Source organism: Rhabdaerophilum sp., from assembly GCF_046092605.1.
Taxonomy (GTDB): domain Bacteria; phylum Pseudomonadota; class Alphaproteobacteria; order Rhizobiales; family Beijerinckiaceae; genus Rhabdaerophilum.
Genome location: NZ_JBJTDY010000152.1, coordinates 1 through 14827 on the forward strand (window position 1 = coordinate 1; position 14827 = coordinate 14827).

Genomic DNA, 14827 nt, shown 5'->3' on the forward strand with positions numbered 1-14827 from the left:
GTCATCGCGGGCATAGACGGTTTTTCCGCCATGCGTGATGCGATAGAGCGGCGGCACGGCGAGGAAGAGGTGCCCGTTCTCGATCAGCTTCGGCATCTGCCGGTAGAAGAAGGTGATGAGGAGGGAGGCGATATGCGCGCCATCCACATCCGCGTCGGTCATGATGATGATCTTGCCGTAGCGCAGGTCATCCTCGCGATATTGCGAGCCTGTGCCGCAGCCGAGCGCGAGCATGAGATCGGCGAGCTGCTGGTTCGCCTGGAGTTTATCTTTCCCGGCATTGGCGACGTTGAGGATCTTGCCGCGCAAGGGCAAAATGGCCTGAGAGGCGCGATCGCGCGCCTGTTTCGCGGAGCCACCGGCCGAATCGCCCTCGACGATGAAGAGTTCCGAGCCTTGCGTGGCGGAAAGCGTGCAATCCGCGAGCTTGCCGGGCAGGCGCAATTTCCGCACCGGGGTTTTCCGCGCGACATCCTTCTCGGCGCGGCGGCGCAGGCGGTCCTCCGCGCGCTCGATGACGAAATCGAGAAGCCGATTCGCGTTGTTCGGGTTGCCCGCGAGCCAATGGTCGAAAGCATCACGGATCGCGGCATCGACGATGCGCGAGGCTTCGGGGGTTGCGAGCTTGTCCTTGGTCTGGCCCACGAATTCCGGCTCGCGGATGAAGACCGAGAGCATCACCGCCGCGCCGGTCATCACGTCGTCGGAGGTGATCGCGGCCGCGCGCTTGGTTTGTCCGATGCGCTCGGCATGATCCTTCAGCGCCCGCAGCAGCGCGACGCGCAGCCCGGCCTCATGCGTGCCGCCATCGGGCGTCGGCACGGTGTTGCAATAGGAGGAGACGAAGCCGTCATCGTGCTGGAACCAGGCGAGCGCCCATTCGCAGGCGCCGTGGCCCTGTTTATCCAGTTTCCCGGCGAACATCTCCTCCACGACGAGCGGTTTGCCTTCCACCTCGCGCGCGAGATAATCCGACAGGCCGCCGGGAAAGCGCAAAACCGCGCGATCGGGCGTATCCGTGCCGGCGACGAGGGCGGGATCGCAGGCCCAGCGGATTTCCACGCCGCGATAGAGATAGGCCTTCGACCGCGCCATCTTGTAGAGGCGGGCGGGCGAGAAGGCGGAGCCGGATTTGAAGATCTCGCCATCCGGCTTGAAGCGCACGCTTGTGCCGCGCCGGTTGCGGATGGCGCCGAGATGCTCCAGCGCACCCAGCGGCAGCCCCTTCGAGAAGCGCATGCGATAGAGTTGCTGCTCGCGCGCGACTTCCACCTCCACGAGTTCCGAAAGCGCATTCACCACCGATACGCCCACGCCATGCAGGCCGCCGGAGGTCTCATAGGCCTTGCCATCGAACTTGCCGCCGGCATGCAGCTTGCACATCACGATTTCGAGCGAGGACTTGCCCGGGAATTTCGGATGCGCATCCACCGGGATGCCGCGGCCATTATCGGCCACCGTGAGGAAGCCGTCAGATGCAAGGTGGATGTCGATGAAGGTCGCATGGCCCGCGACAGCCTCGTCCATCGAATTGTCGAGCACCTCGGCGAAGAGGTGGTGCAAGGCCTTCTCATCCGTGCCGCCGATAAACATGCCGGGGCGGCGACGGACGGGCTCCAGCCCTTCGAGCACCTCGATGGAGGAGCCGTCATAGCCGCCGGAGGAGGGCGAGGCAGGCGGCGGCGGGGCCTTGCTGCCACCGCCGCTGCCACCGCCCGCCGGGGCGGGATTGGCCGGAGGCGCTGGCGGTTTCTCGCCCGTGCCGGCAATGGCCGGCCTCGGCTTCGCCTCGCGCACCATGTCCTGCGCGGCTTTCTCAAGCTGGCCGAAAAGATCGAGGGCAGGCGAGGATTTCGAGGACATCAAGACCTGGGGGCTGGGAACGCTGACTGATTCGAATCAGCCGTATCATGCCACAAACGGGGGCGGGAATTCCTCCCCCCGTTGCAGGTTTTCCCGCCTTTCGATGCGGGAAGTCGCTTGCCGACTGCCTGTTTTGTTCATGGTCGCATTCTCTTCACGCGAACCGGCGACCACTTCGCTTGAGAATGCTCCTAGAGCATCCGCCCGCCAAGTGGATACCGGTTGGCGGAAAAAGCGGATGCGAAAACAAGAAGAGTGAGCGCCAGATCTGATTCAATCAGATCGGTTTGCGCTCTAGACCGCGATTTTTCCGCCGCCCTTCCTGGTGATGGCCACGATGGCCGGGCGTGGCGGCATGCCCGGCTTGAAATCCGGCCAGCGCGTCGAGGGATCATCGAAGGTGGAATCCTTGCCCCAGGCCTTCCATTCCTTGCCATCCTCGGCCGGGTGCTGAACCGCGACGAAGAAGGTCTGCATATCCGGTGTCATGCAGGGGCCGCACACCTCGGCACCGGCCGGCGCCCGGTAGAAATGCTTCGAGGTGCCGCGCGCAGCACCCTCGGTATCGAGCGCCCAGATGCCATCGGAGCGGCCGTTGAAATCATCCGCATTGCCGTCGGTGGAGATCCACATGCGACCCATGGCGTCAAAGGCGCAGTTATCCGGATTGGAGAACCAGCCGTCCTTCGAGGTCAGCGGGTTGAAGCTCGCACCCACGGCGGCCACCGATGGATCGCCGCATTTCACGAGGATTTCCCACTTCATCCTTGTGGCGGATTGGTCCCCATCCGGCGGGGTCAGTTCCACGATATGCCCATGCTTGTTATCCGCCCGCGGATTGACGCCATCCACCTCGTTGGGCTTCCGGTTCGCGTTCTTGGTGAGGATGATATAGACTTTGCCCGTTTTCGGGTTGGCCTCGACATCCTCCGGCCGGTCGAGCTTCGTCGCGCCGAGAAGGTCGGCCGCGCGACGGGTTTCGATCAGCACATCGGCCTGGCTTGCAAAGCCGTTGGCGGGGGTGAGCGGGCCCTGCCCGAAGACGAGGGGCAACCATTCCATCGTGCCATCCGCGCCGAATTTCGCGACCGAGAGCACACCCTCGTCGAGCAGGTTCATGTTATCCGCGCGCTTGCCCGGCACCACCTTGCCCCTGGTCACGAAGCGATAGACGTAATCGTTGATCTGGTCGTCGCCGGAATAGAGCACGTATTGCCCACCCTTCGGGTTGACGATGCCCGCCGCCCCCTCGTGCTTGAAGCGGCCGAGAGCGGTCCGCTTCTTGGGCATGGAGGTGGGGTCATAGGGGTCGATCTCGACGATCCAGCCGAAGCGGTTGGGTTCGTTCGGCTCCTTCTCGACCTTGAAGCGATCGACATAATGCCCCCAGGCATAGCGGCGTCCGGGAATGCCGATGCGCTTCCAGTTTGCCTCCTCGCGATGCCCGGCCGGAACGGGGCCGAGGAAATAGTTGTTGATGTTTTCCTCGCAGGTGACCCAGGTCCCCCAGGGCGTGGTGCCGCCCGCGCAATTGTTGATCATCCCGAGCACGCGGCGGCCCGTGGGGTCGGCCTTGGTCTTCATGCGATCATGCCCGGCGGCGGGGCCGGTGATCTCCATCGGCGTTTCGGCGGTGATGCGGCGCGCATATCTCGAACGCTCGACCACGGCCCATTTGCCCTCCTTTCCGCGCTCGATTTCCACCACCGAGCCGCCATGCGCCATCATCTCCACCTCGGCCATCTGCCGGGTGATCTTGGCGGGGTCGGCCGAGCGGGCATCGGAGACGGATTTCAGGCCGGGAAAGAGCAGTTCCGTGCTCGTATATTCGTGGTTGACCGCGAGCAGGCCGCGATTGCTGCCCTTGAGGGAGAAGTAACCCACGAAATCATTGTTGTAGCTGAACTGCTTCGCCTGCCGCGCGCCGGTCTGCGCCATCGGATCAAAGGGCAGGGCATCGGGCATGATCGGGTCGCCCCAGCGGATGAGGATATCGGCATCGTAGCCTTCGGCAATGTGGTGGTTGCCATCGACACCGGCTGTCACCTCCTTGAAATTGAACGCGGACTTCGTGCGCTTCGCAGTCTGGGCCTGCGCCGGCTCGGCGGCCATGAAACCTGCGGCCATGAAGCCGGCGGGCAGGGCCGCGGCGAGCACGGTGCTCGCGAGCAGGCCGCGCATGAGGTCGCGGCGATCCATGCGCTCGGCGATGATGTCGCCGATGGTCGGGCTCGTGGTGGGGTTGGTCTCGTTGTCCTCGTCGTCATCCATGCCGTTGATGGCTTCGAAGCTCGCGCGCTCGGTCGTGTTCATGGTGCTTCCACCTGATGTCTTTTGCCAGCGAAACATGTCTTTTCGAGATTGGCAAATCTCCATGACAGCCGCGTGTCCGGGATGGCTCGCCGATGACCGGCGCATTCAGCAAAACTTCACGATCGAAATGGATGATCGCGGGCGTTCGAATCGCTGTTCCGCCCACGAGGTTGTGCCATGTACTCGCCCCGCATGAAGTCGCTCGAAAACTGCGCCCATGCGGCCGGCGGTGCCTTCGGCTGCTGCGAGGATGATTTCGAGCCGCGTTATGTCGCGCATCCCGGCCGGGCGAAGAAGGTGACCATGCTGGCGGTGCTGGCCGGGTTTTTCACCCTCGCGGCGGGGCATCATTTCGGCTTCACCAAGATGATCGCAGCGCTGCCCGGCTGGCGCGCGGCGGTCTGACGAGAGTTCGAGCTTAGACCCTGCCGTGTCGCGCGGAAGCCGGGGCTCAGTCTCCGTGACGCCCGATTGCATGGCTCCTCAGCCTGGCGCCCTCAGACGCTGAAACTCGTGCCGCAGCCGCAGCTCGCGGTCGCCTGCGGATTGCGGATCTGGAAGCTCTGGCCCAGCAACTCGGTGACGAAATCGAGTTCCGAGCCTTCGAGATAGGGCGCGGAAACCGGGTCCACGAGCACGATGATTCCCTCGCGCTCGATGCTGAGGTCGTCGGGCCGTGCTTCGGTCTCGATCGAATAGCGATACTGGAAGCCCGAGCAGCCGCCGCCTTCCACCGCCACGCGCATCATCGCGCCGGGCTTCTCCCTGGACAGGATCACCGCAAGACGTTTCGCGGCGCTTTCCGTCACCGCCAGCGGCGGCTTCTCCGGCCGGACGACGGGAGGAGGCGCGACGATATCGGTCGCGGAAAGGGCAAATTTCGGAGCCATCATCGTTTCCGGTCAGGGTTCAAGGCCCTGCCGCCTTTTGCGTGAATGGTGCATTTGAATGTAAGGAAGGCGCGGCCCGCCCGCAAGATTCATGACAAGGCCGACGATCACGATGCTGTTCACCCGCGAGCGCCCGCTCTCGCCCTTCGCCGTCGACCACCGCGCCTCTCGCGGGAGGCTCTTTCCGGCCGAGCCCTCGCCGACGCGCACCGAATTCCAGCGGGATCGTGATCGCATCATCCATTCCACCGCCTTTCGCCGCCTGAAGCACAAGACGCAAGTGTTCGTGGAGCATGAGGGCGACCATTACCGCACGCGCCTCACGCATACGATAGAGGTGAGCCAGATCGCCCGCGCGCTCGCCCGCAATCTCGGCCTCGACGAGGATCTCGCGGAGGCTTTGGCCCTCGCGCATGATCTCGGCCACACCCCGTTCGGCCATGCCGGCGAGGATGCGCTCGACGCGTTGATGGCCCCGCATGGCGGATTCGACCACAACGCGCAGGCCCTGCGCATCGTCACGCGGCTCGAACAGCGTTATGCCGGGTTCGACGGGCTGAACCTTTCCTGGGAGACGCTGGAAGGCCTCGTGAAGCATAACGGACCGCTCGTCGCGCCGAGCGGAGAGCCCATCGGCCGCTACCGCGCGAAAGGCGTGCCGCTCGCGATTTGCGAATTCGATAAGCTGTTTCCGCTTGATCTCGCAAGCCATGCCTCGGCGGAAGCGCAGGTGGCCGCCACTGCCGATGACATCGCCTACAACGCCCATGACATCGATGACGGCCTGCGCGCCGGGCTCTTCGGCATTGACGACCTCAGCGACGTGCCGCTGATCGGGCTGATCATTGCCGAGATCGACGCGAAATGGCCGGGCCTCGAGCCTCCGCGCTTTGCCCATGAAATCATGCGGCGGGTGATCACGCGTCTCGTGGAGGATGTGGGGCAGGAGGCTGAGCGGCGGATCATGCGCCTTGACCCGCTTTCGGCCCAGGATATCCGCGGCGCGCCACTCCCCGTCATCGCCTTTTCCGGCGGGATGGCGCGGGAGGAAAAGGCGCTGAAGGCGTTCCTGTTCGAAAGGATGTATCGCGCCCCGCGCGTGATGGTCATGCGGGAGCAGGCGGAGCGCATCCTTCGCGCGCTCTTCCAGCGCTACATGGCCGACCCCGCCGCCATGGGGGCAGCGGAAGGCGAAGCGGCACGCCCCCGCGCGATCGCGGATTACATCGCGGGCATGACCGACCGCTTCGCGCTGGCCGAATTCCAGCGCCTGTTTGACGAAACGCCGCCGCTTCGCTAGGCCGCGAGCCCCGCTTGTCTTCGCCATTCTTCCTTGAGGATATGGCCGTTTCGCTGGTGTTCCGCATGAACCTGTTCTCGTCCTTCGCCGCCGATGTGCAGGCGGCCCTTCGCGCCCTGCCGCTGACCGCGAACCTCCCCGCCGAGGCTCTGGCGCGCGTCACGGTCGAGCCGCCGCGCGATGCGAGCCATGGCGATCTCTCCACCAACGCCGCCATGGTGCTGGCGAAGGAGGCGAGGACGAACCCGCGCGCGCTTGCCACCGAGATCGTGGCCGCGCTCGAAAGATCCGGCCGCTATGCGAAGCTCGATGTCGCTGGTCCGGGCTTCATCAACGCGACCCTGCCGCCCTCTGCCTATCACGATGTGCTGCGCGCGGTGCTGACGGCCGGCGCGGATTTTGGGCGATCCGATCTGGGGCAGGGCCGGAAGATCAACGTCGAATATGTCTCCGCCAACCCCACGGGCCCCATGCATATCGGCCATGGCCGCGGCGCGGTTTATGGCGATGCGCTGGCGACCCTGCTCTCGGTCGCGGGCTATGAGGTCACGCGCGAATACTACATCAACGATGCCGGCGCGCAGGTCGATGTGCTCGCGCGTTCCGCCTTCCATCGTTACCGCGAGGCTCTGGGCCGCGATGTTGGCCCGGTGGGCGAGGGGCTCTATCCCGGCGATTACCTCGTGTCGGTTGGCAGGAAGCTCGCGGAAGAGTTTGGCGAGACGCTCGAAAACCTTGATGAAAGCGAATGGCTTCCGAAGGTCCGCCAGATCGCCATCGACGCCATGATGGACATGATCCGCGAGGATCTCGCCGCGCTCAACGTGAAGCACGACCTGTTCTTCTCGGAGGCCTCGCTGCAGGGCAGGAACGCGGGCGAGGGCGATCGCGTGGCCGCGACCATCCAGGATTTCCGGGATCGCGGGCTCATCTATCAGGGCCGGCTTCCCCCGCCCAAGGGCCAGAAGGACGAGGATTGGGAGGATCGCGAGCAGGCGCTGTTCCGCGCGACCGATTTCGGCGATGATGTCGATCGTCCGCTCATGAAGTCGGATGGCAGCTACACCTATTTCGCCTCCGACATCGCCTATCACGCGAACAAGTTCGCCCGCGGCTTCGCCGAGATGATCGATGTCTGGGGCGCCGACCACGGCGGTTATGTGAAGCGGATGCAGGCGGCCACCCGCGCCGCGACCGGGGGCAAGGGCAACCTCGAAGTTCGCCTCTGCCAGCTCGTGAAGCTGATGCGCAACGGCGAGCCGGTGAAGATGAGCAAGCGCGCGGGCGATTTCATCACGCTGCGCGACGTGATCGACGAGGTTGGCCGCGACGCGATCCGCTTCATGATGCTCGACCGCAAGAATGACCAGGAGCTGGAATTCGACCTCGCCAGGGTGCTGGAACAATCCAAGGACAACCCGGTCTTCTATGTGCAATACGCCCATGCCCGCTCGGCGAGCGTGTTCCGGCAGGCCGAAACGCTGGTGATACCGCCCGTCACGCATGCCGAAATGGCCATGGCCGATCTTGCAATTCTCAACGATGAGTTGCAGGCTGCCCTCATTCGGCTCGTCGCACAATTCCCGCGTCTGGTCGAACAGGCGGCGCTGAGCCGCGAGCCCCATCGCATTGTTTTCTACCTCTACGATCTTGCAAGTGCCTTTCACGGCTTGTGGAACAAGGGCAAGGAATTGCCCGATTTGAGGTTTATTAATAACGATGATCGAAAAGGAACACTGGCGAAGCTGGCTCTCGTGAAGGCCACGAGAACGGTGCTTGCGAATGGCCTTGCAATTCTCGGCGTCTCCGCGCCGGAAGAGATGCGCTAGGGCGACGCGGGCATCGCGTGTCCATTCGGCGAGCGGTCGTCCATCGTGGCGGCGTTGCAGGAAGGGAAGTCGCGTTCATGACCCTCAAGAATGAGCCCCGGCGCGAGCCGTCTCTCGCGGACCTCGAAGCTTTCGACCGTCTCTTGCGAGACAGCCTCAAGGCGGATGGCCTGGAGCCTGCCGCCGTGCCGCTCCAGCCTGCGCAAACGCCTGAGCCGGCAATCAAGGCTGATTCGGCTTTGGCCGAGTTCAACCGCCTCGTGGAAGCGCCCGTGGTGTTCGAGGCGCCGGGCGGACCGCCAAGCGTTTCACGCATTTCGGCCATCGAGCAGGCCTTGCGGTCCGATCTCGACAAGCCGCCGCAATTCGTTCCCGTCGTGTCGAGCGAGGCCGCTCCGCCACTTGGGCGCGATCCGCTGCTGGATTTCGAGGAAGAATTACGTCGTTTCGAAGCGATGAGCCGCCCTCCGGTGCCAGCCAATCCGGTCGAACCGCTCCGCGCGGAATATGCGGGCGATGCGCGGATACCTTCCCGGCAGGGTTGGCCGGATTCCGGGCAGCCCGTTTCCCAGGATAGCCGGGCGCCTGAGCCGCAGGCGATCACCGAGCCGGAATTTGACCCGTCCGATACGCATCAGGCGCTGGCTGCGACCGAGAACCGCCTCAATGCCGAGGCCGAGGCCGCAGCCTTTGCCGGCGGTGCCGCCCTCGCGGCGGGCACCAGGGGAGGCACGGGGCGCTCGCGCGGGATTTTCCTCGCGCTCGGCAGCGTGGCCGTGACCGGCCTCGCGGTGATTGGCGGCCTCGCGCTCTTCTCCGGCGGAACGAAAAACCAGACCGCGTCCGGCGGCAATGTCCCGGTGGTCGCGGCGAAACCGCAACCGGCCAAGGAACGCCCGGCCAATCCGGGCGGGCTCGAGGTGCCGGACCAGAACAAGCAGGTGCTGGCGGCGCGCAACGCACCGCCCGCTGATTCGCGCCCGGCACAGGTCGTGAACCAGACCGAGCAGCCCGTTGACCTCAACCAGATCGCGCGGCGCGACAGCGTGCGCATCGTGGCGCCGAGCCCGTTCCAGGGTGCGTCAAACCCGGCGACGCCGAACCCAACGACGCCGAACACCGCGACGCCCAGCAGCGATAGCCCTCCGCCCGGCGTCACGCCGGCTGGAACGACACCCGTTCCGGCGCCCGGCGAGCCGCGTCGCGTGCAATCCGTGCGCATCGCCGACCCGGTCACGCCGCCCCCGTCCGTCACGCCGCCCCCTTCTGCCGCGCCGTCTGCAACTTCGGGAATCGGCATCGGGCCGATTGCCGGCATCGCGACGGGAGCGGCTGGTTCCGTCCCGCCCGCTCGCCCCCAGGCCCCGATGACGATGCCGCCCGGCGCGCAGGCGGCCATTCGCCCGACGCCATCCGTCAACCTGCCTTCCGTCGTGGTGCCGCCCCCGGCCCCCACGCCGCCGCCAGCCGCGACATCCTCGGCGGATAGTGGTCCGAAGGTCGAGGCGCGGCCGCAATCCCCCGTCACGCCGCCGCGGCCGCAGACTGCGCCGCCGGCTGCCCAGCGGCCCGCCACGAATGCCCCGCTTCCGCTCGTCAATACCAATCGCCCGGCTTCGCCGCCGGCCAATGCCGCAGCACCCGCGAACCCGGCGCCGCGCGTGGCAAATGCACCAGCAGCGGGAGCGGGCGGTGCCTTTGCGATCCAGCTCGCCTCGCGCCCCTCGGAAGCGGATGCGCAGAATGCAAGCCGGCAGCTGGGGCAGCGCTTCGCTGGCCAGATCGGCGGGAAATCGCCGGTGGTCGTGCGGGGCGAGTCCAATGGACAGACGGTCTATCGCGTCCGCGTGACCGGCTTCGCGCAAGCCGACGCCACCGCCGCCTGCGACCGCATCCGCGCGGCCGGCGGTGCCTGCTTTGTCGCGCGCCAGTAGCCGCGATGAAGCCCCTGATCTTCGGCGCGGCGGGCCCGCGCCTGACGAACAGCGAAAGCACCTTCTTTTCCGAGCACAAGCTGGCGGGGTTCATCCTCTTCCGCCGGAACATCGAGGACCCCGCGCAGGTCAAGGCGCTTGTCGCCGCCATGAAGGAGGCCTCCGGCAACCCGGATGCCCTCGTGCTCGTCGATCAGGAAGGCGGACGCGTCGCCAGATTCCGGCCACCGCATTGGCCAAGCTACCCGCCCGGCGCGGCCTATGGCGCGCTCTGGCGTGTCGACCCGGATCTTGCGGGCGAAGCCGCCTTTCTGGGCGCGCGGCTGATCGCGGAAGACCTCTTCCAGTTGGGCATCAATGTCGATTGCCTTCCCGTGCTCGACGTGCCGGTAGCCGGCGCGCATGACGTGCTCGGCGACCGCGCCTATGGCCGCGAGCCGCATGTCGTGATGGCGCTGGGGCGTGCCGCGGCGCAGGGCCTTCTGGAAGGCGGCGTCCTGCCGGTCATCAAGCACATACCCGGCCATGGCCGCGCGATGTCGGACAGCCATCATGCGCTGCCGCGCGTGCGAGCTAGCCGCTGCATGCTGGATCACACGGATTTTCCACCCTTCCGCGCATTGGGGGATCTTGACCTCGCGATGACCGCCCACGTCGTCTACGAGGCGATCGACCCGCATCAACCGGCGACCACCTCCCGAAAGGTGATCACGGAGGTCATTCGCGGCCAGATGGGCTTCGACGGTCTCCTGATGTCCGACGATCTTTCGATGAAGGCGCTTTCGGGCCATTTCGCCGACCGCCGGAAATCCGTGCTCGCCGAAGGCTGCGATCTCGTTCTCCATTGCAATGGCGAGATGGACGAGATGATCCCGATCGCCGAAGGTTGCCCGGGCCTCACGGCGGAGGCGGAGCGTCGGCTCAACCGGGCGCTGTCTGCGCTCAAGCGGACTGCGCGGCTGGCGATTGACCGTGGACAAGCCCAGGCACGCCTCGCGGAGTTGCTTGCCATCCCCACGCATTGAGGCGATTCTCCGCGCCATGTCGGACCCCATCGATACCAGCCTCGATTTCGAGGAGAGCGTGCTTGTCGCGGGCGAGGATCGCGACGAGGGCGAGCGCTTGACCGTCACGCTCGAGGGCTATGAAGGCCCGCTCGACCTGTTGCTCGATCTCGCGCGGCGAAACCGGCTCGACCTGCGCGCAATTTCCATCCTCGACCTCGCGGACCAGTATCTCGCTTACATTCAGGAGGCCCGCCGGCTGAAACTGGAGGTCGCCGGCGATTATCTCGTGATGGGCGCGTGGCTGGCCTATCTGAAATCGCGCCTGATCCTGCCGCAGAGAACCAACGACGCCGACCCGGAGGCGGTCGATCTCGCGAGCCGGCTCGCGGATCGCCTGCAACGGCTCGAAAGCGTCCGTCACCTGGGCGAGATGCTCGGCGCGAAGGCCGATGCGCGCGCGCTGCGCGGCGCGGAGCGGCTTGCGATGCGGCTTGCGGCCATGCGCGCGAGCAGGCTGTCCAGCGTGGTCCAGTCGCGCTCCCGCGCCAGTTCCCCTTCCAGGAAGCTCCGCGCTTCCGGAACGGGCACGCTGACGCGGGCGTCGATGCGGTAGCGGCTCTGCGCATGAAGCTTCCGCAACTCGGCATAGGCCGCAATCAGGTCCTGCAGGCTCGCTTCCCAGGAGAATTGCCGCTCGATGACCACGACCTCCCCTGCCCCGCGCGGCAGGCTTTCGCGGCGAGCCTCGAACTGGTGCGTGACGGCAGGGCGGATGTGAGACAGGAGGCGATTTTCGCACCCTTGTTCCTGCGCCGCGCGGAACGGCCGCCGCTCCCGGCGGAGCCCGCGTCATGAGCAAACCGCCTTCGCGCCCCGCCCCGGTTCTCCGCACCGTGGATGCCGATGACGAGACGATCCAGCGTTTCGCGCATGGCCTGCGCATCGCCGAGGCGCTGCTCTTTGCCTCGCCCGAACCGCTCGCGGAGGAAACCCTGGCCCGCATGCTGCCGCAGGGTGTGGCGGTGCAGGCGGTGCTCGCTGAATTGGCGGCGCTCTACCACAACAGAGGCGTGAACCTGCTGCGCGTCGCCGGAAAATGGATGTTCCGCACCGCGCCCGATCTCGGCTACCTCCTGAGGAAGGAAAGCCACGAGGAAAAGAAACTGGGACGCGCCGCGCTCGAGACGCTGGCAATCATCGCCTATCACCAGCCGGTGACGCGCGCGGAAATCGAGGAATTGCGCGGCGTCTCCACCAACAAGGGCACGATCGACGCGCTGCTGGAAGGCGGCTTCATCCGCCTGCGCGGTCGCCGTCGCACGCCGGGCCGCCCCGTGACCTTCGGCACGACCGAGACCTTCCTCATCCAGTTCGGCCTTGACAAGGTGGGCGATCTGCCGAGCCTTTCGGAACTTGCGGGCATGGGCATGGCCGAGCCTGTGCTCTCCACGCTGGCCATGCCGCTTCCCACGGATGACCCCGCCCTGCGCGCCGACGAGGACCCGCTCGAACCCGACCTCTTCGAGGCCATGTTCGAGCAGCGCCTGGAGGAGGAGGCGGAAACCCCGCCGCTTGACCCCGACGGCGCGGATATGTCAGCGGATCGGGAGAACCCGCCCCGACCGCGCCCCGATCCTGATGGCTGATTTCCCGAGCACCGCGCCCCGCATCCGCGCTTCCGCCGTCATTCCCGCCACCCTCGCTTTCGAGGGCGTAGGGAAATCGTTCGGTGATATCCACGCGGTCGAGGACGTCACTTTCACGGCGGAAGCCGGAGAGGTGATTGGCCTTCTTGGGCCCTCCGGCTGCGGAAAATCCACGCTGCTGCGACTGGCTTCGGGCATCGAGGAGCCGACTCGCGGGCGCATCCTGCTCGATGGGCGGGAGATTTCCGGGCCGAACAATTTCGTGCCGCCGGAGAGGCGCGGCGTGGGGCTGGTTTTCCAGGATTACGCGCTGTTCCCGCATCTTGACGTGATGGGCAACGCGGCGTTCGGCCTTGCGAACCTCGATTCCCGCACGGCCCTCGCGGCGGCGGATAATGCGCTGCGCCGCGTGGGGCTGGGGCATCGTCTCAGGGCCAAGCCGGGCGATCTCTCCGGCGGCGAGCAGCAGCGCGTGGCGCTCGCGCGGGCCATCGTGCCCCGTCCGCGCGTCCTCTTGATGGACGAGCCCTTCTCGAACCTCGACAAGCGCATGCGCGATACGGTGCGGGAGGATACGGTCGCCCTGCTGCGCGAAACCGGTGCCACCGCCTTGATCGTGACGCATGACCCCGAGGAGGCGATGCGCATCGCCGATCGCATCGTGCTGATGCGGGCGGGCCGCGTGGTGCAGGTGGGCGATGCCCGCTCGATCTACCACCAGCCGGTGGATCTTGATGCGGCGCGTTTCTTCTGTGATCTCAACGAGGTGCCTGGCATGTTTCGCAATGGTGCTCTGGCGACGCCCGTGGGGACCTTCCCCGCCGGCGGGCTTACAGGGGGGCGCCGCGGAATCGCCGCCATCCGCCCGCAATCCATTCGCCTGCGCGCGCCCGGCTTCTGCCTGCCGGGCCGGGTTCTCGAGCGGCGTTTCCTCGGCGAGGTGGAACTCTTCGACCTCGCCGTGCAGGGACTGGACCTGCCCTTGCGCATGCGGGCGCGTGAAAGCGTGCCTTTTCGGCCGGGCGCGGATGTAGGGATCGAAATCGATCCGCGTGAAGTCCTTGTTTTTGCCACCGGGGAAGCCTAGTTTCCGCCGCCAGGGACCGGAGTGGTCGGAACGCGTTTCTCGAGGAGGCCTCTTCATGGGCAGCATGAGCATCTGGCATTGGCTGATTGTCGCAGTGGTCGTGCTGCTGCTGTTCGGTCGCGGCAAGATCCCCGAATTGATGGGCGATGTCGCCAAGGGCATCAAGAATTTCAAGGCCGGCATGAAGGAAGACGAACAGGCCGCCGCCGAGAAGGCCAAGGAGCTCGAGGCCAAGGCCGCCGAAACCGTGCAGACGCAGACGCCCGCCAGCCAGCCGCCGAAGGCGAGCTGAGCTTCCCCCGGGCGAGTTGGCGTTCGGGTGGAAGCCCCGCGCGCCTGAAGGAGTGCCCCTTTCGCCATGTTCGATATTTCCTGGGGTGAATTCATCATCGTGGGCGTCGTCGCGCTCATCGTGATCGGACCGAAGGAGCTGCCGGGCGTCATCCGCGCGGTGGGCCGCAGCTTGGCGAAACTGCGCACCATGGCCGGCGAATTCCGCGCGCAGTTCGACGACGCTTTGCGCGAGGCCGAGCTGCACGACGTGAAGAAGGAATTCGACGAGTTCAAGAACCAGGCGACCGGGCTTTCGACCGCGACCTTCGATCCCATCCGCAAGGAAATGCAGGGCGTGGCCGAAAGTGCCAAGGCCACCGCCAGCGGCGAAACCGGCGTGACCACCGTCAACGAGACCGTGCAAGGCATTTCGGCCGAAGCCCAGGCGATGGAAGCGGAAATCCGTGCCGGGGCCTCGGATGCGACCACGCCCGCCGCAGAGCCTGCGCCGGCGGCCTTTGACCCCCCGAAGAGCGGAAACGCCGCATGAGCACCGCGCTGGACCCGACCCCGACCCCGACCCCGACGATCGACCCCGACACCCGCGCCGGACAGGACGAGATCGAGGCCTCGCGCGCCCCGCTGATCGAGCACCTGATCGAGCTGCGCGCGCGCATCATCAAGG

Annotated in this window: 14 protein-coding genes; 11 read left to right on the top strand and 3 right to left on the bottom strand. The window is 66.1% G+C overall.

All coding sequences use genetic code 11. The features are described 5' to 3' along the window. On the bottom strand, nucleotides 1–1800 hold a 1800-nt coding region (locus ACKODO_RS11695; protein WP_408983623.1), incomplete at its 3' end, for a DNA topoisomerase IV subunit B. Between the two features lie 357 nt (nucleotides 1801–2157). After that, nucleotides 2158–4176 carry a PhoX family protein gene (locus tag ACKODO_RS11700; protein ID WP_408983611.1) on the bottom strand — a complete coding sequence of 673 codons (2019 nt, stop codon included), beginning with the start codon at nucleotides 4174–4176 and terminating at the stop codon, nucleotides 2158–2160. Nucleotides 4177–4353: 177 nt separating this feature from the next. Between ACKODO_RS11700 and ACKODO_RS11705 the strand changes: the two genes are divergently transcribed. After that, nucleotides 4354–4581: a hypothetical protein gene (locus tag ACKODO_RS11705; RefSeq protein ID WP_408983612.1), complete on the top strand. Its 228-nt coding sequence runs from the start codon at nucleotides 4354–4356 to the stop codon at nucleotides 4579–4581. Between the two features lie 92 nt (nucleotides 4582–4673). Here ACKODO_RS11705 and ACKODO_RS11710 read toward each other — a convergent pair whose 3' ends face one another. Continuing rightward, nucleotides 4674–5066 carry a HesB/IscA family protein gene (locus ACKODO_RS11710; RefSeq protein WP_408983613.1) on the bottom strand — a complete coding sequence of 131 codons (393 nt, stop codon included), beginning with the start codon at nucleotides 5064–5066 and terminating at the stop codon, nucleotides 4674–4676. Between the two features lie 91 nt (nucleotides 5067–5157). On the opposite strand from ACKODO_RS11710, the gene ACKODO_RS11715 reads away from it, so the two are divergent. The 10 genes from ACKODO_RS11715 to tatB all read left to right on the top strand — a co-directional run bounded on the left by ACKODO_RS11715 (nucleotide 5158) and on the right by tatB (nucleotide 14692). Next, the gene (locus ACKODO_RS11715) at nucleotides 5158–6366 is read left to right on the top strand and encodes a deoxyguanosinetriphosphate triphosphohydrolase (RefSeq protein WP_408983614.1); all 1209 of its coding nucleotides are present in this window, start codon (nucleotides 5158–5160) and stop codon (nucleotides 6364–6366) included. 65 nt (nucleotides 6367–6431) lie between these two features. After that, a complete protein-coding gene (gene argS / locus ACKODO_RS11720; protein WP_408983624.1) occupies nucleotides 6432–8195 on the top strand; it encodes an arginine--tRNA ligase in 1764 nt (587 codons plus the stop codon). A gap of 77 nt (nucleotides 8196–8272) precedes the next feature. Continuing rightward, nucleotides 8273–10129, top strand: coding sequence for an SPOR domain-containing protein (locus tag ACKODO_RS11725; protein ID WP_408983615.1), 1857 nt, complete (start codon nucleotides 8273–8275; stop codon nucleotides 10127–10129). A 5-nt stretch (nucleotides 10130–10134) separates the two neighbouring features. Then, nucleotides 10135–11154: a beta-N-acetylhexosaminidase gene (gene nagZ / locus ACKODO_RS11730; protein ID WP_408983616.1), complete on the top strand. Its 1020-nt coding sequence runs from the start codon at nucleotides 10135–10137 to the stop codon at nucleotides 11152–11154. A gap of 16 nt (nucleotides 11155–11170) precedes the next feature. Beyond that, complete coding sequence (locus tag ACKODO_RS11735) at nucleotides 11171–11749, top strand: segregation and condensation protein A (protein ID WP_408983617.1); 579 nt, start codon at nucleotides 11171–11173, stop codon at nucleotides 11747–11749. 11 nt (nucleotides 11750–11760) lie between these two features. Further along, on the top strand, nucleotides 11761–11991 hold the full coding sequence (locus ACKODO_RS11740) for a hypothetical protein (protein WP_408983618.1): 231 nt from the start codon (nucleotides 11761–11763) through the stop codon (nucleotides 11989–11991). Continuing rightward, entirely contained in the window at nucleotides 11988–12782 is a 795-nt protein-coding gene (gene scpB / locus ACKODO_RS11745; protein WP_408983619.1) for an SMC-Scp complex subunit ScpB, read from the top strand. Before ACKODO_RS11740 ends, scpB begins: the two co-directional genes overlap by 4 nt. Next, nucleotides 12775–13869, top strand: coding sequence for an ABC transporter ATP-binding protein (locus tag ACKODO_RS11750; RefSeq protein ID WP_408983620.1), 1095 nt, complete (start codon nucleotides 12775–12777; stop codon nucleotides 13867–13869). Before scpB ends, ACKODO_RS11750 begins: the two co-directional genes overlap by 8 nt. A 55-nt stretch (nucleotides 13870–13924) precedes the next feature. Further along, entirely contained in the window at nucleotides 13925–14161 is a 237-nt protein-coding gene (locus tag ACKODO_RS11755; protein WP_408983621.1) for a twin-arginine translocase TatA/TatE family subunit, read from the top strand. Between the two features lie 66 nt (nucleotides 14162–14227). Next, complete coding sequence (gene tatB, locus ACKODO_RS11760; protein WP_408983622.1) at nucleotides 14228–14692, top strand: Sec-independent protein translocase protein TatB; 465 nt, start codon at nucleotides 14228–14230, stop codon at nucleotides 14690–14692. The last annotated feature ends 135 nt before the right edge of the window (nucleotides 14693–14827 follow it).

What these genes read in the sequence shown, in the direction of transcription:
- ACKODO_RS11755 (WP_408983621.1), top strand. Translation starts at nt 13,925, where the DNA reads ATGGGCAGCATGAGCATCTGGCATTGGCTGATTGTCGCAGTGGTCGTG.
- ACKODO_RS11710 (WP_408983613.1), bottom strand. Translation starts at nt 5,066, where the DNA reads ATGGCTCCGAAATTTGCCCTTTCCGCGACCGATATCGTCGCGCCTCCT.
- ACKODO_RS11715 (WP_408983614.1), top strand. Translation starts at nt 5,158, where the DNA reads ATGACAAGGCCGACGATCACGATGCTGTTCACCCGCGAGCGCCCGCTC.
- tatB (WP_408983622.1), top strand. Translation starts at nt 14,228, where the DNA reads ATGTTCGATATTTCCTGGGGTGAATTCATCATCGTGGGCGTCGTCGCG.
- ACKODO_RS11705 (WP_408983612.1), top strand. Translation starts at nt 4,354, where the DNA reads ATGTACTCGCCCCGCATGAAGTCGCTCGAAAACTGCGCCCATGCGGCC.
- nagZ (WP_408983616.1), top strand. Translation starts at nt 10,135, where the DNA reads ATGAAGCCCCTGATCTTCGGCGCGGCGGGCCCGCGCCTGACGAACAGC.
- ACKODO_RS11740 (WP_408983618.1), top strand. Translation starts at nt 11,761, where the DNA reads ATGAAGCTTCCGCAACTCGGCATAGGCCGCAATCAGGTCCTGCAGGCT.
- ACKODO_RS11725 (WP_408983615.1), top strand. Translation starts at nt 8,273, where the DNA reads ATGACCCTCAAGAATGAGCCCCGGCGCGAGCCGTCTCTCGCGGACCTC.
- ACKODO_RS11735 (WP_408983617.1), top strand. Translation starts at nt 11,171, where the DNA reads ATGTCGGACCCCATCGATACCAGCCTCGATTTCGAGGAGAGCGTGCTT.
- ACKODO_RS11700 (WP_408983611.1), bottom strand. Translation starts at nt 4,176, where the DNA reads ATGAACACGACCGAGCGCGCGAGCTTCGAAGCCATCAACGGCATGGAT.
- scpB (WP_408983619.1), top strand. Translation starts at nt 11,988, where the DNA reads ATGAGCAAACCGCCTTCGCGCCCCGCCCCGGTTCTCCGCACCGTGGAT.
- argS (WP_408983624.1), top strand. Translation starts at nt 6,432, where the DNA reads ATGAACCTGTTCTCGTCCTTCGCCGCCGATGTGCAGGCGGCCCTTCGC.
- ACKODO_RS11750 (WP_408983620.1), top strand. Translation starts at nt 12,775, where the DNA reads ATGGCTGATTTCCCGAGCACCGCGCCCCGCATCCGCGCTTCCGCCGTC.